Raw genomic sequence first — 20,454 nt, 5'->3', positions numbered from 1 at the left:
CGGCTCAGGAGCCGTCGATGTCAGTCATATGGTCGAAGACTTTGGTGAAGATCCGACCCAGGATCTCCATCTCTTCGGGATCGAGAAGATCGACGAGATGGCTGCGGACTCCGGAGACATGATCGGGGGCGGCCGTCTGCAGCAGCTGCCATCCGGCTTCGGTCATCACGCAGTTGACCCCGCGGCCGTCCTCGGGGATGGCGGAGCGCTCGAGCAGTCCGCGCTTCTCCATTCGGGCGACGCTGTGGGTCAGTCGTGACCGGGACATGGTCGTGTCGGTGGCCAGCAGAGCCATCCGCATGGTCCGCTCCTCATGCTCGGACAGCCGCACGAGGATCTCGTATTCGGGCAGGCCGATGCCGTGCTTCTCGCGCAGCTCCTTGTCCAGCTGCGTGCTGAGCAGCTGAGAGCCGTTGAGGTAGCTGCGCCAGGCCTTCTGATCGACGGCCGACAGCCAGCGGGGCTCGGTCATCACCGGCCTCCGTCTGCGCTGCGGTTCGACAGGTGACCGGCGGCTTCGGCCTGGAGGCGCTGGGCGACCTCGGTGGCCCAATAGGTCAGGATCGCGTCGGAACCGGCGCGTTTGAAGGCGATGAGGGATTCCTCGATCGCCTTCTCCCGGTCGATTGCTCCGGCGGCGGCCGCGAATTCGATCATCGCGTACTCACCGGACACCTGGTACGTCCACACGGGCACGATGGATTCCTGTGCCACCTCAGCGAGCACATCGAGATACGGCAGTCCCGGCTTGACCATGACGATGTCGGCGCCTTCGGCGAGGTCGAGGCCGAGTTCGCGCAGGGCCTCGCGTCCGTTCGCCGGATCCTGCTGGTAGGTCTTGCGGTCGCCTTTGAGTTCGGAGTCGACGGCTTCGCGGAAGGGACCGTAGAACGCCGAGGCGTACTTCGCGGTGTAGCCCATGATGACGGTGTCGGTGCATCCGGCGGCGTCGAGGGCCTCGCGGCAGTAGGCGACCTGGCCGTCCATCATTCCCGACAGCCCCACCACCTCGGCCCCGGCGCGGGCCTGGGCCAGTGCCATCGAGGCGTAGCGATCGAGGGTGGCGTCGTTGTCGACGGCTCCGGCCTGGTCGAGGACTCCGCAGTGGCCGTGGGAGGTGAATTCGTCGAGGCACAGATCCGCCATGATCACGGTGTCATCACCGAGTTCGCGGGCCAGCAGCGCCAGCGCCCGGTTGAGGATGCCGTCGGGGTCGTCGGCCTGTGAGCCGATCTCGTCCTTGTGTTCGGGGATGCCGAAGAGCATGAGTCCGCCGACCCCGGCCGCTACGGCTTCTCGGGCGGCTTCGAGCAGGGAGTCCAGCGTGTGCTGGACGACTCCGGGCATTCCGCCCAGCGGCAGCGGTTCGCTCAGGCTCTCCTTGACGAACATCGGCAGGATGAGCTCCGAGGGGTGAAGTCGGACTTCGGAGACGAGGCGACGCAGGGCCGGGGTCGACCGCAGCCTGCGGGGACGGACGGTTCCGGGAACCAATGACATGTCAGGCCTTCCTTCTGCGGCGCTTCTGACTCGGACGCTGGGGGGAGATCCCGGCTTCCACGTCTTCGGCGCGCTGGGTGAGTGCGAATTCGACGAGACCGTCGATGAGTGAAGTGAGGTTGGCTTCCTCGGCGAGGACGTCGACGCGCAGTCCGTGTTCGGCTGCGGTGTTCGCCGTCGCCGGTCCGATGCAGCAGATCACCGAGGTGGGGGCGGGCTTGCCGGCGATGCCGACGAGGTTGCGCACCGTCGATGAGGAGGTGAAGAGGAAGGCGTCGAAGTCGCCGGCCTTGATCGATTCGCGGATCGGCGCCGGCGGCGGGGAGGCGCGCACGGTCCGGTACGCGGTGACGTCGTCGGGGTCCCACCCCTTCTCCAGCAGTCCGGCCACGAGCACCTCGGTGGCGATATCGGCGCGCGGCAGGAGCACCGTGTTCATCGGGTCGATGTCATCGACGAAGTCCGGCCAGGCGGCGGCCAGCCCCCGTGCGGAGTGTTCTCCATCGGGAACGAGGTCGGGGGTGATTCCCCAGTCGACCAGTGCCGCGGCGGTGCGACCGCCCACGGCTGCGACTTTGACGCCGGCCATCGAGCGGGAGTCGAGTCCGAAGTCTTCGAACCACATGCGCACGGCGCGCACGGCGTTGACCGAGGTGAAGCCGACCCATTCGTAGGATCCGTCGACGAGGCCGCGGATCGCCTTCTCCATCTGGGTCGGAGTGCGCGGCGGCTGAACGGCGATCGTGGGCACGACAGTGCCGACCGCGCCGAGTTCGGCCAGGGCCTCTGCGGTGGAGGTTCCCTGTTCCTTCGTCCGTGGGATGAGGACCTGCCAGCCGAAGAGCGGTTTGGATTCGAACCAGCCGAGTTCTCCTCTGGATTCCACTCCCTGCCCCATGATCACCACCATACGATCGGTTCCTGACTGCGCCATGGACAGCGCCTGCTTCAAGGTCGTCTCCACGCTGGTCTGCTCGATGGTGGAGATGCCCCATCCGAGGAGGACCTTCGTGTCCTCGTCCCAGCCGTCTGCGAGCAGGGCTTCGATGGCCTGTTCGTGGGCGGCGGCGCTGCCGGTGAGCACGTGAGTGGTGTTGCGGTGGCGGGAGACGTCGACATGGGTCTGCGGTCCGGCTTCGATGAAGCGCACGGACCGGACGCGGTTGGTCGTGAGAGCAGTTCCGGTGAAGGCCGCCGTCGAGGCGGAGAGTCCGACTCCTGGCACGATTTCGACCTCGACCTGTTCCTTGCGGCAGACTCCGGCTTCCGCGGTCGTGGTGGTGAAGATGATTCCGTCATCCGAGCTCAGCCGCACCACGGTCTTGTCCGGACGGGCGAGTTCGGCCAGACGGCGGCCGCGGGTCGAGGCGGCGACTCCGAGGGTCGGCTGCATCGATGAGAGTCGCGGCCTGCGGCACATAGGCGGTGACGATCTCGGAATGGACATCGGCGTCGTAGACGACGGTCTCGGCGGTGGCGAGGATCTCGGCTCCGCGCATCGTCATCAGACCCGATTCGCCGGGTCCGCTGCCGATGAAGACGACGCGTGGGGCTGCCGGCAGGAGTCGGCGCGGCTGCACCTGGCCCGTTGTCGGTTGGTTGATCATCCCTGCTCCTGAACCTTGACGGGGGTGAGGTGATCGGCGCTGGCGGCCGGGTCGATGCCGAGTCGGCCCAAGAGGTCCTCGGCTGCGGCGGTGCCGAGTTCGTCGGCGACACGAGCCAGTTCCTTCGCGGTCACCGACAGCTGCTGAGCATTGTCGGTGCTCCAGTCGACGTCGAGGAGTTCAGGCAGCGCGGTGCTCTGACGGGTGCGGGCGAGCTTGCCGTCGTCATCGGCCATCACGGCGTCGACGATGAATTCGCTGCCCTCGATCTTCGCCAACGCGCCGATGGGTGCCGAGCAGCCGGCTTCGGCGCGCGAGAGGATCGCCCGTTCACAGGTCACGGCGAGGTCGGTGGTCTGATCGTGGATCTGACGCAGAGCGGCCCGCACCTCGGCGTCGCCGTCGAGGATGTCCGCGGTGGTCGCGAAGGCGCTGTCGGCGCTGCGGGTCTCCACCGCCAGGGCTCCCTGGCCCGGTGCCGGGAGCATGACATCGAAGTTGAGCGAATCGGTGGCTTCGGCCAGACGCCCGATGCGACGGACGCCGGCGGCGGCGAGGACGACGGCGTCGAGACGGCCGTCGCGGACGTGGGCGATGCGGGTGTCGACGTTTCCCCGCACTCCGCGGACCTCGATATCGGGACGTGCGGCACGCAGCTGCACGGCACGCCGCGGCGAACCGGTGCCGATGACGGAACCGGCAGGCAGGTCATTCAGGCTCAGCCCGTCGCGGCCGATGAGGACATCGGCCGGGTCGACGCGCGGCGGGATGGCCGCCATCTGGATTCCCGCCTCGGGGGTGGTGGGCAGGTCCTTGAGCGAGTGCACTGCCAGGTCGATCTTGCCCTGGTGGAGGGCCTGGCGGACGGCGGAGACGAAGACTCCGGTTCCGCCGAATCCGGCCAGCGGCGACATGTTGACGTCGCCTTCGGTGACGACTTCGACGATCTCGACGCGCCAGCCGGTCAGCGCCGCGATCTGGTGAGCGATCGCTGTGGACTGAGAACGGGCCAGCTGGGACCGGCGGGTGCCCAGTCGCACGGTGCGGCCGGTGAAGTGTTCGGGTTCGACGATGTCGAGGGTGTGATCGGCGACCGGACGGACGCCGTCGGCCTCGACATGGTGTGCACTGGCGGCCGTCGCGACCTTCGTCTCCGGCGTGGTCTTGGCATGGGCGACCTTGTTCACGGGCAGGTCGAAGAGCTGCATGAGCGCTTGGGCGTAGTCGACTTCGGATTCGGTCACAGCGAGTTCTTTGACCTTCACGGTCGGGGTGTGGATGAGCTTCTCCGCCACCCGGTGCAGGGACTTTCGGATCTCTGCGAATGACTTCTCGTCGACCGAGTCACCGAGCTTCTTCTCCAGCCGCTGGGTCTCCGCGGCGAGCACGTCTTTGGCGTGGGAGCGCAGCGCGGTCACGGTCGGGGCGACGGAGCGTTCCTTGTTTCCGGTGGCGATGTTCTCCAGTTCGGCGGAGATGATGGTCCGGACTTCGTCGATGGTGGCGACGACCTTCGAATCGCTCTCCCTGTCGGAGCCGCGCAGCAGTTCGCGGATCTCCCCGAGACCGAAGAGGGCGACATGTTCGAACTCGCGGACGCTGGGGTCGATGTCGTGCGGAAGGGCGAGATCGATGAAGGCCTTGTTCGCGGCACCCTTGGGATTCTGCGCGAGGCCGGCCACGATGTCGTCGCGGCTGACGACGACGCCGCGGGCACCGGTGCAGGAGACGATGAGGTCGGCATCGGCGATCTCTTCGGCCATGATGCGCGGGGTGAGTTCACGGGCGCGTCCGCCCACCTCGGCGACGAGGCGTTCGGCCTTGTCCAGCGTGCGGTTGAGCACGGTGATGTGGGCGACGCCTTCCTTGTGCAGTCCGGACACGACGAGGCCGGACATGGCTCCGGCACCGATGACCAGAGCGTTGGCGGCGCGCAGGGATCCGATATGCGCGGCCGAGGCTTCGATGCCGACTCCGAACAGGGACCGGGCGACGTCGCCGAGGTCGGTCTCCGAATGGGCGCGCTTGCCCACCCGCAGCGCCTGCTGCAGAGCTTGGGAGAGTTCGGACGTCAGGGCTTTGTCCGACTGCGAATCGGTGAAGGCCGATCGGAGCTGGCCCAGGATCTGGGCTTCGCCGATGGCCATCGAATCGAGTCCGCAGGCGACCTTGAGCAGATGCTCCATGGCCTGGTGGTCGTAATGGGCGTAGAAGTGCCCGGCGATATCGGACCACTCTTTGTCGATCGAGGACACGAGCGCGTTGCCGAGGTCGGCCAGTCCGCCGTGGAAGGCCGAGACATCGGCGATGAGTTCGAGACGATTGCACGTCGAGAGCACCGCGAGTCCCTCGATGTTCTCTCCGGACAGAGCGTCCCGGCGCAGAGTGCCGACTTCACCGGCGCCGAAGGCCATCCGATCGAGCATGTCGATCGGAGCCGACTGATGTGAAATGCCGAGAACCAAGAGAGTCAATTCCTGTGCTCCTCAAAACCAGGGTTGAGCGGTGCCGTGTCCAGCGCCGAATAGTATGCGAGTACTTGCAGCTCACTGGCCAAGTCGACTTGATGGACACGAACGGTATCCGGGGCGTCGAGCACGGTGGGTGAGAAATTGAGAATGCCGCGCACACCAGCTTCGACGGCCTTCTGGGCCGCCGCGGGTGCCGCAGCTGCGGGGACGGCCATGACCACCAGGTCGATATGTTCGGACCAGGCGGGCAGGTCGTCCAGGGAGGAGACGGTCAGAGCACCGATGGAGGTGCCGATCTTCTCCTCGTCGATGTCGAAGACGGCCGTGAGACGCAGGCCGCGGCGTCGGAATCCGGCGTAGTCGGCCAGCGCCGAGCCGAGGCGACCGGCGCCGATGATGGCGACGCGGCGATCTCGGTCGAGGCCGAGGAATGTCCGCAAGGTCGCGGACAGTTCCGGACAGGAGTAGCCGACCCCGCGGGTTCCCGATCGCCCCAGCTGGGACAGGTCCTTGCGCAGAATCGACGGGGACACACCGCTGCGTGCGGCAAGGTCCTCCGACGACACCGTGTCCTGACCGGTGGCGGCAATGGTCTCGACGGTCTGCAGATAGATCGGGAGTCGGGATATCACGCGCTCGGGTACGTCCTTGCGAACGACACCCTCAATCCTGTTGGCGGACAGAATCTCGCCCACGAATCCGCCTCACTCCTTCAATCGATCTCATGCGCCCAAGGCGTCGAGCGCCTTGGACAGCCGATCCTCATCGACTCGATGAAAACTGTGTTGTCGCCCGTTGAGGAGAACGACCGGAACGTCCCAGCCGTACTGCGCGGCCAGATCGTCATCGGTGTCGATGTCGGTCTCGGTCACGGTCACGTCTCTGCCCGCGGCCACCTCGGTGACGGTCTGCAGCGCTTCAGCGCACAGATGGCAGTCGACACGCGTGAGAAAGGTCAGGTCGACCATGGCTCACTCCTCATCGGGTGCAACAAACCCCGCCGAGAAATCACTCGAGCGGGGGCGTAGGACCGTTGGGTCTTACTTCTTGTTGCGACGCTGGTGACGTGTCTTGCGAAGCTGCTTGCGGTGCTTCTTCTTCGACATACGCTTGCGGCGCTTCTTGATGACTGAGCCCACTCGGGTACCCCTTGTGCTTGTCGGTGGAGGGTGAACATCAGGTGCCCGCCCATTGAACTAACCGTGCAATTCTATCGCTTGGCCGCCTGCTTTCCCAAAACTGTGTCCAGATCCACAACGGCAGCACCAGACGATCCGCGCGGACTCGGGGATCGGGTTCGATTCGGGTCAGTCGAAGTAGGGGTCGAGGGCGTAGAAGGGGAAGATGTTCTTCCGGGCGCCCATCACGGCCCGGTCGAGTTCGGCTTCGGGGTCGAACCCCTTCGACCAGGGTTCGAAGGAGCCGTCGAATCCGTCGGTCATCGACAGCGGCGCTTCGCGTCCGGTCTTCGTCTGTGCGTAGGCGGCCCACCGGCCGGGGATCCGAGCGCCGGGGTCGATATCGCGTCCGGCGGCGACGGCCAGGAGGTTCGTCCAGGCGCGGGGCACGACGTCGATGATCGCGTATCCCCCTCCCCCGACGGACAGCCATCGTCCGTCGGCATGCTCGACGGCGAGGTCGCGGATGCGTTCGGCGGCGATCCGCATGGCGTCCACGCTCAGACGCATATGGGTCAGCGGGTCCGCTCGGTGTCCGTCGCAGCCGTGCTGGGAGACGATGACCTGAGGTTCGAAGGCGGCGACGACCTGCGGGACCGTCGCGTCGAAGGCGCGCAGCCAGTCCGCGTCCCCCGAGCGCGGGGGCAGGGCGATATTCACCGCCGAGGCGGCCGCCTTGAGTCCCCCGATGTCGGCGGGGAACCCGGTGCCGGGGAAGAGGAACTTCCCCGATTCGTGGATCGAGATCGTGAGCACGCGCGGGTCGTCCCAGAAGAACGTCTCCACACCGTCACCATGGTGGGCGTCCGTGTCGAGGTAGACGATGCGCTCGTATCCGGCGTCGAGGAATTCGGTGATCGCACCGGCGGCGTCGTTGTAGACGCAGAAGCCGCTGGCCTTGCCCGGCATCGCGTGGTGCATTCCGCCGCAGAAGTTCACCGCACGCCGGTAGTCCCCGGAGATGATCGCGTTCGCGGCGTCGACGCTGCCTTGGAACAGCATCGCCGAAGCGGTGTGCATATTCTCGAACCCGGGAACATCCTCGGTGCCGATGCCGTATCGGTTCGCGTCCTCTTCCTCGAGGCCCTCCTCGGTGCCGGCCTGCTTGACCGCGGCGATGTAGCCGGGGTCGTGGAGGCGGGCGAGCTTGGTCTCATCGATCTCGCCGATGGGATTGACGTGGACGTTGTCTGCGTCGAAGAGTCCGAAGTCGACGGCGAGCTTCGCTGTCAGGTCGAGCCTGAGGGGGTGCATGGGGTGGCTGGGACCGAAGTTGTAACCGGTCACCTCGTCGTCCCAAACGACATACACATCATTTTCGGCCATGCCCACCATGCTATATGGCGCAGCTCACTTGCGCCGATTCCGGGGCCACCGGCTCTACCATGGTGATTGTGTCCAAGAATTCCTCGCCGCGCTTCGATCGGCTGCTGAAGCCGGGCCGGTGGGTCCGTGACTTCGTCGACGACCTTGCCGTGGCCTCACCGGCACAACTGGCGATCGGGTCCTTCGTCGCCGTCGTCGCGGCGTTCGCGATCCTGCTGATGCTGCCGGCGAGCATGCGCGACCCCGGTTCGGTCGATCAGGCCACGCACATTGCGAACTCCGTGTTCGTGGCGGTCTCGGCGGTGTGCGTGACGGGACTGACTCCCGTCGTCACGGAACAGTACTGGTCGGACTTCGGGATCTCGGTCATCACCGCCGGCATCCAGGTCGGCGGTCTCGGAATCCTCACCCTCGCCTCGGTGCTGGGCATGGCTGTCTCCAGGAGGCTGGGAGTCCGGCAGCGACTGATCGCTCAGCAGGCCACCTCGGCGCTCAATCTGGGTCAGGTCGGCTCGCTGCTCAAGGCCGTGGTCATCACCATCTTCACCGCCGAATCGATCCTCGCGGTGCTGCTGTTCCCACGGTTCCTCATCCGCGGGGAATCGCTCGGCGACTCGATCTGGTACTCGGTGTTCTACTCGATCTCGGCCTTCAACAACGCCGGTTTCACCATCCACGAAGGCGGGGCGGCGTACTTCGCCTCCGATCCGTGGATTCTGTCCCTGCTCATGGCAGGGGTGTTCGTCGGGTCGCTGGGATTCCCGGTCGTGCTCATGGTCGCGATGTTCTGGAACCGGCCCAGCCGATGGGATCTGCATACGAAGCTGACGCTGACGACCACGACGACGGTCCTGGCGATCGGGCTGCTGCTGTTGGCGCTGTTCGAGTCGGCGAACCCGGCCACCCTGGGCGATAAGAACGCCGGCCACACCTTCGTCGAAGTGCTGTTCATGGCGGTCATGCCCCGATCCGGCGGCTTCTCGACGATGGAGGTCGCGGACATGAGCCAGGCCTCTCACCTGCTCATGGACCTTATGATGTTCATCGGCGGCGGTTCGTCGTCGACAGCAGGCGGAATCAAGGTGACGACGGTGGCCGTGCTCGTCCTCGCTGCGTACGCCGAGGCTAGGGGTCTGCAGGACGTGCATGTGTTCGGTCGGCGGCTGACGTCGTCGACGATCAAACTGTCGATCTCGATCCTGCTCACCGGTGCGATGATCGTCTTCATCGGCACCCTGACGATGCTGCAGATCAGTGCGGAACCGCTTGATCGGGTGCTGTTCGAGGTGATCTCCGCCTTCGGCACCGTGGGCCTGAGCTCCGGGGTGTCGGCGACCTCGCCGAACTCGGGTCTCTATGTTCTGTCGGTGATCATGCTCATCGGTCGACTCGGTACGATTACACTGGCGGCTGCACTGTCTATGCAGGATTCGGTGCGCCTGTACCGCTACCCCGAAGAAAGGCCGGTCGTTGGCTAACGAACACACTTCAATCCTGGTCATCGGACTGGGACGTTTCGGGTCCTCGACCGCGGCGACTCTGGCCAAACTCGGTCGCGAGGTCATGGCCATCGAGCACAATCCCGAGCTCGTCAAGGACTGGAGCGGCAAACTCACCCACGTCGTCGAAGCCGACTCGACGAACATCGACGCACTGCGCCAGGTGGGCGCCGGTGACTTCTCGACCGCCGTCGTCGGGATCGGCACCTCGATCGAAGACAGCGTTCTCACGACCGCCAACCTCGTCGACCTGGGTGTGACGCAGGTGTGGGCGAAGGCGATCTCTCCGTCGCACGGCAAGATTCTCCATCGCATCGGCGCCCACCATGTCCTCTATCCGGAGTCGGATGCGGGCCGTCGCGTCGCCCACCTGGTCAGCTCCCGGATGATGGAGTACATCGAGTTCGACGAAGGCCATTTCGCGGTGGTGAAGATGCGACCCCCGCGAGAGATCCAGGGCTTCACACTCAGCGAGTCCGGCGTCCGCGACAAGTACGGAGTCACGATCGTGGGCATCAAGAGCCCCGGCCGCGACTTCACCTATGCCGATCCGACGACTCGAGTGGGCAAACAGGACCTGCTCATCGTCGCCGGTCACGTCGAGCTGCTCGGCCGCTTCGCCGGCCGCCCATAGGAAGGAAGGCGGCGGGAGCGTCAGTTGCCTGGCGTAAACCGCGGGTCCAGCACCTGCTCGACGACAATCGCGGGTTCAAAGTGTGTACGCAGGGAACTTCATCAGCGCATCTGCATTTTGAAGCAGTTGGCGCACCGCTTTCGCGTCACGACTCGCGCCAGATGAGATGCGACGGTGACGGGTCGAGAACTACCTCGGTGGAGCAGTCAGGGCCTGAGAGCAGGCTTTTTCTGGCTTCGGCCAGCATCTCCCTCATCCCAGACTCGACCGTATTGAGAAATTCGTCAATGGTCTCGTGGTGACTGATCATCTCGATCGCCCGTCCGTTCACCTCGATCCCCTTATATCCGCCCGAGGCGGTCGGTCCGATCCGTCTGATCGCCGGTCCTGCTGACTCAGTTGATGGGCCGGAGGGGATGGAGGAGTTCGATTCTGCCACTCGTTCCGAGTCATGTCCCGGCAGCCCGTGCGACATGTCGAGCAGCGCTTCCGCGACATGGTTCCACTGATTGATCGCCCGCTGGAGTCGGTGTGCATAGGCCTGGGCCACCGTTTCAATTGCATCCAAGCATTTTTCTGCGGTGTCGCCCCACTCCCTCGTGCCGAATTTCTTATCCAAGCGGCCGAATTCGAGTGCGACGAGGTTGAGGAATGCCGGGAGGAGTCGTTGCACGGCATCTCCCCTGGACTCGAGGAGTTCAGCTCCCCGTTCCGCATAGATTTCCCACTGACCGACTGCGAACGCTACATCTTCCTGCCGGAGTGGAAGGTGCGGATCGAGATTCGCGATCGCCTCGCGCTCCGCACGACGCCTTGATACCTCTATCAGCTCGGAGTCGATCCCGCGGAGCTCACTGCTCAGCTTGACCACACGGAAGAATTCGTCATTCTTGTCCACTTTTCCACTCCCCTCGCCCGACCGGATGCCACTATGGCAACCCCTATCGATGGGAGAATACGGAGGGCCACTGACACGGCCCGGGCAGGGGAGCTAGCGCACCTGCACCTGGAGAGGTAGCTCAAGGTGACTGGGACAAGTGGTTGGCGGGACTGCCGTCTTGATGTGAGATAGCCGTGTCCTCATCACTGCACAAAGCAGCCTCACCACAACGTTGTGAGAGCGGGCGACGGGAATCGAACCCGCGTCATCGGCTTGGGAAGCCGAAGCTTTACCATTAAGCTACGCCCGCATGTCACCGCTGGTCGGCAGGCATCCATCCAGGTAAGACCCGGTGCAGACCTGCCGTCGACGGCAACTCGAACCAGTCTACAGCTTCCCGCCTCAGCCAAAGGCAAATGGGCGGCAGCGTTGAATCCACATCCGCGTGTTCGAAGTGTGTATGCAGCGAACTAGACCAGTGCATCTGCATTGTGAAACAGCCTGGGCAGAGGTCGCGTCGGACAACGCCACTTCGGCACGGCCGTCATATCCGCCACTACCGGGCACCGGATCGCTTCCTTGGGGCAACGAATGCCCTCAGGTTTGGCGCTTGCCCGAACAGTTTGGTTGCACATTCTTCAAGATTGATCACCTCGTTGAAGTTCAGCCGGACGATTCGAAACCCCAGCTCCAACAGCCGGTTGTATTGGCGAACTTCTTTTCGCATCAGTCGGACTCCGTTGTCGGCATATTTTGAGAAGCCGTCGACAAGAACGATCGTCCGCGACTCTTTGTGCAGAAAGTCCACACGGGCGAGGACTGCGCGTCCATCCCAGATCCTTGCCTGTTGGCTGAATCCGGTCAGTCTCACTTGCATGAGGTTGTACACGAAGCGACTCTCTGCATAGCTCTCCGACAGCGGCCCGATCGCTGACAGCAATCGCTGCGCCCTCGACTGACCTTTCGACAGCCGGCGGAGCACGGGCAGGAAGTCTTCGGCAATACTCCGCTCGGCCAAGGCCAGTGTGTCCGGCGCATATCCGAATCGAGCCGCTTCGTCCGCCCCAGCGTCGGAACCGAATATTGACCTGCGCAGACAAGTCTCCAACGCGGCGAAGCCTTCCGGTTCGCCCAGCTGTCCGATGAGATCAAACGCCGTGCGAATCGGCGTTGTCAGCGACATCTTGCCAAGCCTGACGACGTCTTCTTCCGGGACGATCTTCGAGGTCCTCGCCACATCGGCGCTGGAGTGCCGCCTCGTCGGATGAGCGATGAATACCTTTCCGCGGGGCGGACGATACAACTGAAAGTCATGAACGAACCCGGCGGAGACTCCCCAGATCACATCGTCGACCCGGTAGTGCGGATACGAAGCCACCCGCAGCTTTTCGAACATGTCGAGGAGTTCGAAACGAAGCTGGCCGGTTTCCTGGTCCGTCTGCTCGGCAACTCTCGTGATCCACGCTTCGTCCGTGACGAATTCCGCAATCGCCGAGTGCCGAGGGTTCGAACAGTGAGCGACGACCGAATACATCCCTTGCGTAAGCGCAAGCAAGCAGCAGCCGATGGCTTCGCGGATGCACCTGCTCTGCACTCCGCGCGCTCTGAGTTCACTGGTGCGGACCACGTTGTACATGCGGCAAGGCTGTCAATGCCCGTGAGCCTACGGCAAGGGCTCCTCTCCAGCCTGTGGACTCGGACTGTGCATCCACACCCTTTCGGAGTTCGAGTCTGTGGACTTTCAACAGTGCACGACGTTCGAGTCATCGACGGCGCCGCACCCGCCTGAAGTTCAGTTAGGACCTGGCCCCGCGGCTCGCATGGCAATGGCCCATGGCCGACTTGGCTACACAGCTGCAAGGTCAGCAGGGACGTGGACGCGGCCAAAACCCTGTTGAATCCACAACCGCGTGTCCACGGTGCATTCGCGCTGAACCGAATCGGCTCGTCTGCACTGTGAACACGCGGTCGGCAGATGGATCAGTGGTCGACAGCCTCCTCGGCGCCGAATCCGGTGTGAGCGCGGACGTCCATCTCGGCGGCGAGCTCGGGACTCTCCACTGTCTTGTCGGTGATCGAGGCGATCCAGCCGAGGACGAAGCCGAGCGGAATGGAGATGATGCCCGGGTTCGACAGCGGGAAGATCGCGAAGTCAGCACCGGGGATCATGGCGGTCTCGGAACCGGAGACGACCGGCGAGAACGCGATGAGCACCATCGCCGAGATCAGGCCGCCGTAGATCGACCACACGGCACCGCGAGTGGTGAAGCGCTTCCAGAACAGCGAGTACACGATCGTGGGCAGGTTCGCGCTGGCGGCGACGGCGAAGGCCAGTGCCACGAGGAAGGCGATGTTCTGCCCCTGCACTCCGATGCCGCCGATGATCGCGACCGCACCGATGACGATCACTGTGCGGCGGGCGATCTTGACCTCCGCCTCGGAGTCCTCGACCTTGCCCTTCTTGATGACGTTGGCGTAGATGTCGTGGGCGAACGAAGCCGCCGCCGTGATCGCCAGGCCCGCCACCACGGCGAGGATCGTGGCGAATGCGACCGCGGAGATGAAGCCCATGAGCAGCGGCCCGCCGAGCTGGAGCGCCAGCAGCGGGGCCGCCGAGTTCACGCCGCCCGGAGCGTTCTTGATCGTATCGGCGCCGACGAGTGCGGCCGCACCGTAGCCGAGCACGAGAGTGAAGAGGTAGAACGCACCGATGAGCCAGATCGCCCACACGACCGAACGGCGGGCTTCCTTCGCCGTGGGGACGGTGTAGAAGCGCATGAGGACGTGAGGCAGACCCGCCGTGCCCAGCACGAGCGCCAGGGCCAGGGAGATGAAGTCGAGCGGATTCTCACCGTACTGCAGACCCGGGTTGAGGACGGCTTCCCCGACTCCTTCGGCGGCGTTGTCCACGGCGGACGACAGCAGAGTCGAGAGGTTGAAGCCGTTGAGCGCGAGCACCCAGATGGTCATGGCGAAGGCACCGGCGATGAGCAGGATCGCCTTGACGATCTGCACCCAGGTGGTGCCCTTCATTCCGCCGACGAGGACGTAGATGATCATCAGCGCGCCGACGACGGCGATGACCAGTGACTGGCCGACCTTGCCGTCGATGCCCATGAGCAGCGACACGAGTCCGCCGGCTCCGGCCATCTGCGCGAGCAGGTAGAAGAAGCAGACCGCCAGCGTCGACAGGGCTGCCGCCATGCGCACGGGGCGCTGCTTGAGTCGGAAGGACAGCACATCGGCCATGGTGAACTTGCCGGTGTTGCGCATGAGTTCGGCGACGATGAGCAGGGCGACGAGCCAGGCGACGAGGAACCCGATGGAGTAGAGGAATCCGTCATACCCGTTGACGGCGATCGCGCCGCAGATGCCGAGGAAGGATGCGGCAGACAGGTAGTCGCCTGCGATGGCGAAGCCGTTCTGCGGTCCGGTGAAGGACCGGCCGCCGGCGTAGTAGTCCGAGGCGGATCTGTTGTTGCGGCTGGCCCGCAGAACGATGAACATCGTGACCGCGACGAATGCGGCGAAGATCGTGATGTTGAGGACCGGGTTGTTCTCGACCTCGGTGGTCGCGGTACTGAGGAGGTCGACTCCAGAAGCGACGAAGTCTCCGATTGCCAGTGTGCTCATGAGCGGGTTCCTTCCGTTTCGGCCTGCAGTCGTTCACGGATCGCTTCCGCGGGAGGGTCGAGCTTCTTGTTGGCGAACGAGACGTAGAACATCGTGATCGCGAAGGTCGTCACGAACTGCAGCAGCCCGAAGACGAGTCCGACGTTGATCTCCCCCACGACTTTCGTCGACATGAAGTCGTGCGCGTACGTGCTGAGGATGACGTAGAGGAAGTACCAGACGAGGAACGCGATCGACAGCGGGATCACCACTGAGAATCGCTTGCGTTTGAGGGCCTTGAACTCCGGGTCTTCCTCCTCCTTGAGGAAGTCGACACCGGTGTTGACAGGGTCAGTCATTCTTTCTCCTTTGAGTCGACAGAACATCAGTGTCCTGAATCACATGACCCAAAGGTAACGTTGAGCATGCGCTGGGGAATACCACCGAAAGTTGGTAGCTTATTCACATGAATGCGCACGCCAAAGAAGCGCGGGCTCTCAAGGTCGAGACCCGCCGCCTGTTCATCGAAGCCGTCGACTCCCTGCATGAGAGCGGCACAGGCGACGTCGTCTTCGGAGGCATGGTCGAAGAGGGGTCGGTTGCGGTCGAAGCCGTCGCCGGCGCCGACAAGGACCTGCTCTCGTCCCTCATCGTCAGCACCGGGAGGGGACTCGGCGGTCGGGCCATGACCGAGGGCACTCCGCAGCTCACCCGCGACTACGAGGTCGATCCTCTCATCACTCATCACTACGACGAGGAGGTGCTCGGCGAGGGCATCCGCGTCCTCGTCGCCGTCCCCACCCTGCACGGCGGGGAGGTCACCGGCATGGTCTACTGCGGCCACCGCACGGACTACAACGCCGCAGCCCCGCAGACGGGAGATCTCGTCCGTCGGGTGCGTCAGCTCTCGGTCGATCTCGGTCGACTGGGCTACCGGCAGGTACCGCGCGGCCCGGTCAGAGGGGAACCGATCTACCCGGATCTGGATCCCTCCGGTCGCGAAGCTCTGCGGCACACCTACGCGGAGCTGCGGGCCATCCGCTCCGGTGTCATCGATGAGGAGACCAGGGAGAAGCTCACCGGCGTCGAGGCGCGCCTGGCCGATATCCTCTCCGGACACAATCCGGAGAACTTCCAGACACCGGTTCCCGCGGTGCGGCTGTCACCGAGGGAGACCGACATCCTCTCGCACGTCGCCTTGGGCTGGCCGAATGCCCGCATCGCCGAGGCGCTGTCGCTGCGCGAGTCGACGGTGAAGTCCTATCTCAACACGGCGATGGTCAAGCTCTCGGCACGGACCCGACACGAGGCCGTGTCGATCGCCCGTTCGTCCCACGTCCTCCCCTGAGCGGGTACTCCCTTGAGCGGGGCGGCACGGCTCAGCCGTTGATGACCTCGGAGTTCTCCCGTTCCATCTCCAGGGAACGGTCCCCCGCCGCCTGCGCGGCCGCCTCGGCGATATCGAAGATCCCGGAGTCGAGGAACTGCTGGAGCCCGGCCAGGGTCGTTCCGCCCTTGCTGCTCACGGCCTGGCGTTGAGCGGCCGGATCGGGCTTCTCGGTCAGGAGTCGGCCGGCGCCGTCGGCGGTGGCCACCACCATCTGGCGTGCGACGTCCTCGCTCAGGCCCTGCTTGACGCCGGCGGCGATCATGGCTTCGGCGAGGAGGAAGAAGTACGCCACTCCGGACCCGGAGATTCCGGTCATAGCCGGGATCTGGGATTCGTCGAGATCGACGACGAGGCCGGCGCCCGACAGCAGGGACTTCAGTGTGTCCACGCTGGCGGCGGTCACCTCGGCGGTGGGGGCCAGTGCGATGACGCCGTGGCCGATGGCACTCGGCGTGTTCGGCATGATCCGCACGATCGGGTTCTCAGGGGCGAGCTTCGCGAGGTCCGCGGCGGCGACGCCGGCGGCCATGGACACGAGCACGGAGTCCGGGTCGAGGTCGTCGGCGAGCTCCCGGAGGGTCTCGGCCATCATCCACGGCTTCACGCCGAGGAAGACGAAATCGGCTCCGGACACGGCTTTTCCGTTCGCATCGGCATCGTCCTCCACCGAGGTGACCGTGGCAGTCGGCAGAGCCTCGCGGAGTCGCTGCGCCGAGGCGGTCGAATTCGTCGTCGCGCGGACGGTGATGCCCGCGTCGGCAGCGAGGATTCCCTGGATCAGGGCCGTGCCCATGTTGCCGGTTCCGATGGAGGCGATTGTGGTCAAAGCGCGTCAGCCTTTCGATCTGTTGGGTGTGGTGGTCGGTGGGTGTCCGTGCGTTCGGGCGTGCCGGTGCGAGGTCGGACGGATGGAATCGCGACTTCGCTGTCGACTGCGGGGTCAGCTCTCGTCGTCGGCACTGCCGGATCGCGCGGACCTGCTCTCAGAGGTGCGGGTATGGCTGTGAGCGTTGCGTCGGGGAACATCCTCGTCGAGGCCTAAGTGCTCACGAGCGAAGGCGATGGAGTCGGCGAGCATCTTCTCGCGAGACGACTGTTTGCGGACGAATCGGGTGTTGACCTCGACGACGACGTCGCCCTGCCAGTTGTGTTTGGCCAGGTACTGCAGGGTCTCGGCGACGGGCATGGTGCCTTCGCCGGGAACGAGGTGTTCGTCCTTGAGCGAGCCGGCACCGTCGGTGAGGTGGACGTGACGGAGCTGGTCGAAGATCTCGCCCACCGTCTCCAGGGCGTTCATTCCGGCGGTGGAGGCGTGGGAGAAGTCGAAGGTGAGGGCGTCGTAGTCCTCGTCGAGGGGGTTCCAGTCGGGGTAGTAGACCTGGATCTCGCGCAGGCCGGCCCGCCAGGGGTACATGTTCTCCACGGCCAGTTTCACACCGGTCTCTTGAGCGACCTGTCGGACGCCGTCGACGAAGCCGAGGGCGTATTCGCCCTGCCACCGGAACGGCGGGTGGAGAACGACGGTGTCGGCGTTGACTTCTTTGGCGAGATTCGCGGTGATCCGCAGCTTCTCCCAATGGTCTTTGTGCAGGACCCGCGGCAGGAACAGCAGGGTCGGAGCGTGCAGGGAGATGACGTCGAGTCCGGTGTCGCGGGCGAGTCCGTTGATGAGGTCGACGTCGCGGGTCTCGGTGTTGTGGGTGACCATGATCTCGACACCGTCGTAGCCGTGTTTGGCCGCCTGCGTGAAGGTCTCCTCGACGGTCATGGGTGAGACGGAGGAGCTGGAGAGTCCGAGTCTGATCCGATTCTCGGAGACGTGATGGGCGTCCTTCTCATAGACGTCGTGTTTGTCGAAGTACTCCTTGTGGCGCTTCGAATTCGAGCGCGCAGAATTCTTGGTGGTCAACACCTTCCGCTGGGACTTCGACTTTTTGCTCATCACGTCCAGTTTAACGCGGACTCCCCGCCCCAGAACTACCTGACGGCGGCCCAGCAACCTCGCGCAAGGTTGCTGGGCCGCCGTCAGGTAGTAATTCAGCCGTAGAGGGTTTCGGTGTCCTCGTCGACCCATCCCTTGGAGCGTTCGACGGCCTTGTTCCAGAGGCGGTAGAGGCGGTCGACGGTCTCGTCGTCCATCGACGGATTCCAGCGCTTGTCCTCGCGCCAGTTCTTCCGCACGTCCTCCTCACCGTTCCAGAACTTCACGGCGATGCCCGCCGCGTACGCCGCACCCAGCGCCGTGGTCTCGATGACCTCGGGTCGGATGACGGGCACGCCGAGGAGGTCGGCCTGGAACTGCATGAGAGTCTCGTTCGCGACCATGCCTCCGTCGACCTTGAGCTCGGTGAGCTCGACACCGGAGTCGAGGTTCATCGAGTCGAGGACCTCGCGTGACTGGAAGGCCACGGATTCCAGGGCGGCACGGGCGATGTGGTTCTTGTTCACATACCGGGTCAGACCCACCATCACACCGCGGGCATCGGACTCCCAGTGCGGGGCGAAGAGTCCGGAGAACGCGGGCACGATATAGCAGCCGCCGTTGTCGTCGACCTGCTTGGCCAGGGTCTCGACCTCGGGAGCGTCGTTGATGATGCCGAAGTTGTCGCGCAGCCACTGCACGAGCGAACCGGTCACGGCCACCGATCCTTCGAGTGCGTAGACGGCTTCGTCCTCGCCGATCTTGTACGCGACCGTGGTGAGCAGCCCGTTCTTGCTGGCCACCGGCTCATTGCCGGTGTTGATGAGCATGAAGTTGCCGGTGCCGTAGGTGTTCTTCGCCTGCCCCTTCTCGAAGCACGCCTGACCGAACGTCGCCGCCTGCTGATCACCGAGGATGCCGCAGATCGGGGTGTCGATGATGAGCCCGTTCTTCGCCCCGTAGCCGTAGATCTCCGAGCAGGACCTGATCTCGGGCAGCATCTCGACGGGGATGCCCATATCGGCCGCGATATCGGGGTTCCAGTCGAGCGTGTCGATGTTCATCAGCATCGTCCGCGAGGCGTTCGTGACGTCGGTGACGTGGATTCCGCCGTTGACTCCGCCGGTGAGGTTCCAGATCACCCAGGTGTCCATGGTGCCGAAGAGCAGGTCCCCGGCCGCGGCGGCTTCCTTGACCCCGTCGACGTTGTCGAAGATCCACTTGGCCTTCGGTCCGGCGAAGTAGGTGGCCAGCGGCAGACCCACCCGGTCCTTGTATTTGTCCGGTCCATCGTCCCCGGCGAGTTCGTCGCAGACCTTCTGGGTTCGGGCATCCTGCCACACGATGGCGTTGTAGACGGGTTCGCCGGTGTTCTTGTTCCAGATCACGGTGGTCTCACGCTGGTTGGTGATGCCCACGCCTTCGAGCTGGTGGCGGTTGATGTTCGCCCGGGTGAGAGCCTGGCCGATCGCCTCGTTCGTGTTCTTGATGATCTCAACCGGGTCGTGCTCGACCCAGCCGGCGCGAGGGAAGATCTGCTCGTGCTCGAGCTGGCCGGACGACACGATCTGCCCGTCATAGTTGAAGACGATCGCCCGCGAGGAGGTGGTGCCCTGGTCGATGGCGAGGATGAACTTTTCCTGACTCATTCTGACTCCTGTGTCGAAGTGGTTGGCTGTGATCGAACTCGGTTAACTGTGACCCTACTCAGACGAACGCCTGTGAGGCCAGGCCGGCGACGACGCCGCCGACCAGCGGTCCGGCGATCGGCACCCACGAATAGGCCCAGTCGGAGCCGCCCTTGTTCGGGATCGGCAGCAGAGCGTGGACGATGCGCGGGCCGAGGTCACGTGCGGGGTTGATGGCGTAGCCGGTCGGTCCGCCCAAGGACGCACCGATGACGACGACGAGGAGGCCGACGGCCAATGGTCCGAGCTCGTGCGGGGTCTTGCCGAAGAGAAGGATGACGAACACGAGGACGAAGGTCGCGATGACCTCGGTGACGAAGTTCCACCCATAGGAGCGGATCTCCGGCCCGGTCGAGAAGGTGCCGAGGATGTTTCCGGCGTCCTTCTCCTCGTCGTAGTGCTTTTTGTACACGGCCCAGGCGAGGGCGGCTCCGAGCATCGCGCCGATCAGCTCGGCCGCCAGGTAGGCGATCGTATTGCCGAAGGTCACGGCGATGCCGGGAGCGTATTCCTCGGCCCCGCTGGCGAGGATGCCGAAGGTCACGGCCGGGTTGAGGTGTGCGCCGGTCTTGTAGGCGACGAAGACACCGGCGAAGACCGCGAGGCCCCAGCCGAAGGAGATCAGCAGCCAGCCGCCGCCGTTGCCTTTGGTCTTGCCGAGGACGACGTTGGCGACGACGCCGACGCCGAGCAGCATGAGCATCGCCGTACCGGTGATCTCGAAGAGGAAGATGGTGCCCATATCTCA

The 20,454-nt window shown here is 64.6% G+C and carries 19 protein-coding genes, 1 tRNA gene and 1 pseudogene; 3 read left to right on the top strand and 18 right to left on the bottom strand.

The window, feature by feature from the left end:
- Nucleotides 1-4 precede the first annotated feature (4 nt).
- The 9 genes and pseudogenes from GUY30_RS04755 to GUY30_RS04715 form a co-directional block, all read right to left on the bottom strand.
- Entirely contained in the window at nt 5-472 is a 468-nt protein-coding gene (locus GUY30_RS04755; RefSeq protein WP_167194516.1) for a MarR family winged helix-turn-helix transcriptional regulator, read from the bottom strand.
- Nucleotides 472-1,500, bottom strand: coding sequence for a porphobilinogen synthase (gene hemB, locus GUY30_RS04750; protein WP_167194515.1), 1,029 nt, complete (start codon nt 1,498-1,500; stop codon nt 472-474). Before hemB ends, GUY30_RS04755 begins: the two co-directional genes overlap by 1 nt.
- A gap of 1 nt (nt 1,501) precedes the next feature.
- On the bottom strand, nt 1,502-2,398 hold the full coding sequence (locus GUY30_RS17900) for a uroporphyrinogen-III synthase (RefSeq protein ID WP_228281861.1): 897 nt from the start codon (nt 2,396-2,398) through the stop codon (nt 1,502-1,504).
- A 102-nt stretch (nt 2,399-2,500) separates the two neighbouring features.
- Nucleotides 2,501-2,999 (bottom strand): annotated as a pseudogene (locus GUY30_RS17895) (SAM-dependent methyltransferase); the annotation flags it as partial.
- 104 nt (nt 3,000-3,103) lie between these two features.
- Nucleotides 3,104-5,581 (bottom strand): glutamyl-tRNA reductase, encoded by a 2,478-nt coding sequence (gene hemA, locus GUY30_RS04735; RefSeq protein WP_167194509.1) that lies wholly within the window; start codon nt 5,579-5,581, stop codon nt 3,104-3,106.
- Nucleotides 5,578-6,273: a redox-sensing transcriptional repressor Rex gene (locus GUY30_RS04730; RefSeq protein WP_167194507.1), complete on the bottom strand. Its 696-nt coding sequence runs from the start codon at nt 6,271-6,273 to the stop codon at nt 5,578-5,580. The genes hemA and GUY30_RS04730 overlap by 4 nt, the downstream gene beginning before the upstream one ends.
- A 27-nt stretch (nt 6,274-6,300) precedes the next feature.
- Nucleotides 6,301-6,546, bottom strand: a complete 246-nt coding sequence (locus tag GUY30_RS04725; RefSeq protein WP_167194505.1) for a glutaredoxin family protein — start codon at nt 6,544-6,546, stop codon at nt 6,301-6,303.
- 72 nt (nt 6,547-6,618) lie between these two features.
- Nucleotides 6,619-6,717, bottom strand: coding sequence for a 30S ribosomal protein bS22 (locus GUY30_RS04720; protein WP_009882927.1), 99 nt, complete (start codon nt 6,715-6,717; stop codon nt 6,619-6,621).
- A gap of 168 nt (nt 6,718-6,885) precedes the next feature.
- Nucleotides 6,886-8,082 (bottom strand): acetoin utilization protein AcuC, encoded by a 1,197-nt coding sequence (locus tag GUY30_RS04715; protein WP_167194503.1) that lies wholly within the window; start codon nt 8,080-8,082, stop codon nt 6,886-6,888.
- A 59-nt stretch (nt 8,083-8,141) separates the two neighbouring features.
- Here GUY30_RS04715 and GUY30_RS04710 point away from each other — a divergent pair, with 59 nt between their 5' ends.
- Both GUY30_RS04710 and GUY30_RS04705 read left to right on the top strand, forming a co-directional pair.
- Nucleotides 8,142-9,560 carry a TrkH family potassium uptake protein gene (locus GUY30_RS04710; RefSeq protein ID WP_228281684.1) on the top strand — a complete coding sequence of 473 codons (1,419 nt, stop codon included), beginning with the start codon at nt 8,142-8,144 and terminating at the stop codon, nt 9,558-9,560.
- Nucleotides 9,553-10,215, top strand: coding sequence for a potassium channel family protein (locus tag GUY30_RS04705; RefSeq protein WP_025777778.1), 663 nt, complete (start codon nt 9,553-9,555; stop codon nt 10,213-10,215). Before GUY30_RS04710 ends, GUY30_RS04705 begins: the two co-directional genes overlap by 8 nt.
- 145 nt (nt 10,216-10,360) lie before the next feature.
- Here the strand turns inward: GUY30_RS04705 and GUY30_RS04700 are convergent, their stop codons facing one another.
- From GUY30_RS04700 to GUY30_RS04680, 5 genes are all read right to left on the bottom strand, one after another.
- Nucleotides 10,361-11,113: a hypothetical protein gene (locus tag GUY30_RS04700; protein ID WP_167194499.1), complete on the bottom strand. Its 753-nt coding sequence runs from the start codon at nt 11,111-11,113 to the stop codon at nt 10,361-10,363.
- Between the two features lie 221 nt (nt 11,114-11,334).
- A tRNA-Gly gene (locus tag GUY30_RS04695) sits at nt 11,335-11,405 on the bottom strand.
- Between the two features lie 246 nt (nt 11,406-11,651).
- Nucleotides 11,652-12,491, bottom strand: a complete 840-nt coding sequence (locus GUY30_RS04690; protein WP_167194497.1) for a putative endonuclease domain-containing protein — start codon at nt 12,489-12,491, stop codon at nt 11,652-11,654.
- Between the two features lie 584 nt (nt 12,492-13,075).
- On the bottom strand, nt 13,076-14,728 hold the full coding sequence (locus GUY30_RS04685; RefSeq protein WP_208091485.1) for a monocarboxylic acid transporter: 1,653 nt from the start codon (nt 14,726-14,728) through the stop codon (nt 13,076-13,078).
- Nucleotides 14,725-15,066: a DUF485 domain-containing protein gene (locus tag GUY30_RS04680; protein ID WP_062244611.1), complete on the bottom strand. Its 342-nt coding sequence runs from the start codon at nt 15,064-15,066 to the stop codon at nt 14,725-14,727. Before GUY30_RS04680 ends, GUY30_RS04685 begins: the two co-directional genes overlap by 4 nt.
- A 107-nt stretch (nt 15,067-15,173) precedes the next feature.
- Between GUY30_RS04680 and GUY30_RS04675 the strand changes: the two genes are divergently transcribed.
- The gene (locus GUY30_RS04675) at nt 15,174-16,055 is read left to right on the top strand and encodes a helix-turn-helix transcriptional regulator (RefSeq protein ID WP_167194495.1); all 882 of its coding nucleotides are present in this window, start codon (nt 15,174-15,176) and stop codon (nt 16,053-16,055) included.
- A 31-nt stretch (nt 16,056-16,086) separates the two neighbouring features.
- Here GUY30_RS04675 and proC read toward each other — a convergent pair whose 3' ends face one another.
- From proC to GUY30_RS04655, 4 genes are all read right to left on the bottom strand, one after another.
- Nucleotides 16,087-16,923 (bottom strand): pyrroline-5-carboxylate reductase, encoded by an 837-nt coding sequence (gene proC, locus GUY30_RS04670; RefSeq protein ID WP_167194493.1) that lies wholly within the window; start codon nt 16,921-16,923, stop codon nt 16,087-16,089.
- Nucleotides 16,924-17,037: 114 nt separating this feature from the next.
- Nucleotides 17,038-18,039, bottom strand: a complete 1,002-nt coding sequence (locus GUY30_RS04665; protein ID WP_167194491.1) for a sugar phosphate isomerase/epimerase family protein — start codon at nt 18,037-18,039, stop codon at nt 17,038-17,040.
- Between the two features lie 95 nt (nt 18,040-18,134).
- On the bottom strand, nt 18,135-19,667 hold the full coding sequence (glpK, locus tag GUY30_RS04660; protein WP_167194489.1) for a glycerol kinase GlpK: 1,533 nt from the start codon (nt 19,665-19,667) through the stop codon (nt 18,135-18,137).
- A 58-nt stretch (nt 19,668-19,725) separates the two neighbouring features.
- On the bottom strand, nt 19,726-20,448 hold the full coding sequence (locus tag GUY30_RS04655) for an MIP/aquaporin family protein (RefSeq protein ID WP_167194487.1): 723 nt from the start codon (nt 20,446-20,448) through the stop codon (nt 19,726-19,728).
- Nucleotides 20,449-20,454 lie beyond the last annotated feature (6 nt).

The organism is Brevibacterium pigmentatum (genome assembly GCF_011617465.1).
GTDB classification, from domain to species: domain Bacteria; phylum Actinomycetota; class Actinomycetes; order Actinomycetales; family Brevibacteriaceae; genus Brevibacterium; species Brevibacterium pigmentatum.
The sequence above is the reverse complement of the archived record's forward strand: the minus strand, read 5'-3'. Positions and strand labels throughout refer to the sequence as shown.

What these genes read in the sequence shown, in the direction of transcription:
- hemB (WP_167194515.1), bottom strand. Translation starts at nt 1,500, where the DNA reads ATGTCATTGGTTCCCGGAACCGTCCGTCCCCGCAGGCTGCGGTCGACC.
- GUY30_RS04710 (WP_228281684.1), top strand. Translation starts at nt 8,142, where the DNA reads ATGGTGATTGTGTCCAAGAATTCCTCGCCGCGCTTCGATCGGCTGCTG.
- glpK (WP_167194489.1), bottom strand. Translation starts at nt 19,667, where the DNA reads ATGAGTCAGGAAAAGTTCATCCTCGCCATCGACCAGGGCACCACCTCC.
- GUY30_RS04685 (WP_208091485.1), bottom strand. Translation starts at nt 14,728, where the DNA reads ATGAGCACACTGGCAATCGGAGACTTCGTCGCTTCTGGAGTCGACCTC.
- GUY30_RS04675 (WP_167194495.1), top strand. Translation starts at nt 15,174, where the DNA reads ATGAATGCGCACGCCAAAGAAGCGCGGGCTCTCAAGGTCGAGACCCGC.
- GUY30_RS04715 (WP_167194503.1), bottom strand. Translation starts at nt 8,082, where the DNA reads ATGGCCGAAAATGATGTGTATGTCGTTTGGGACGACGAGGTGACCGGT.
- GUY30_RS04665 (WP_167194491.1), bottom strand. Translation starts at nt 18,039, where the DNA reads ATGAGCAAAAAGTCGAAGTCCCAGCGGAAGGTGTTGACCACCAAGAAT.
- GUY30_RS04655 (WP_167194487.1), bottom strand. Translation starts at nt 20,448, where the DNA reads ATGGGCACCATCTTCCTCTTCGAGATCACCGGTACGGCGATGCTCATG.
- GUY30_RS04755 (WP_167194516.1), bottom strand. Translation starts at nt 472, where the DNA reads ATGACCGAGCCCCGCTGGCTGTCGGCCGTCGATCAGAAGGCCTGGCGC.
- GUY30_RS04725 (WP_167194505.1), bottom strand. Translation starts at nt 6,546, where the DNA reads ATGGTCGACCTGACCTTTCTCACGCGTGTCGACTGCCATCTGTGCGCT.
- GUY30_RS04680 (WP_062244611.1), bottom strand. Translation starts at nt 15,066, where the DNA reads ATGACTGACCCTGTCAACACCGGTGTCGACTTCCTCAAGGAGGAGGAA.
- GUY30_RS04690 (WP_167194497.1), bottom strand. Translation starts at nt 12,491, where the DNA reads ATGTTCGAAAAGCTGCGGGTGGCTTCGTATCCGCACTACCGGGTCGAC.
- GUY30_RS17900 (WP_228281861.1), bottom strand. Translation starts at nt 2,398, where the DNA reads ATGGGGCAGGGAGTGGAATCCAGAGGAGAACTCGGCTGGTTCGAATCC.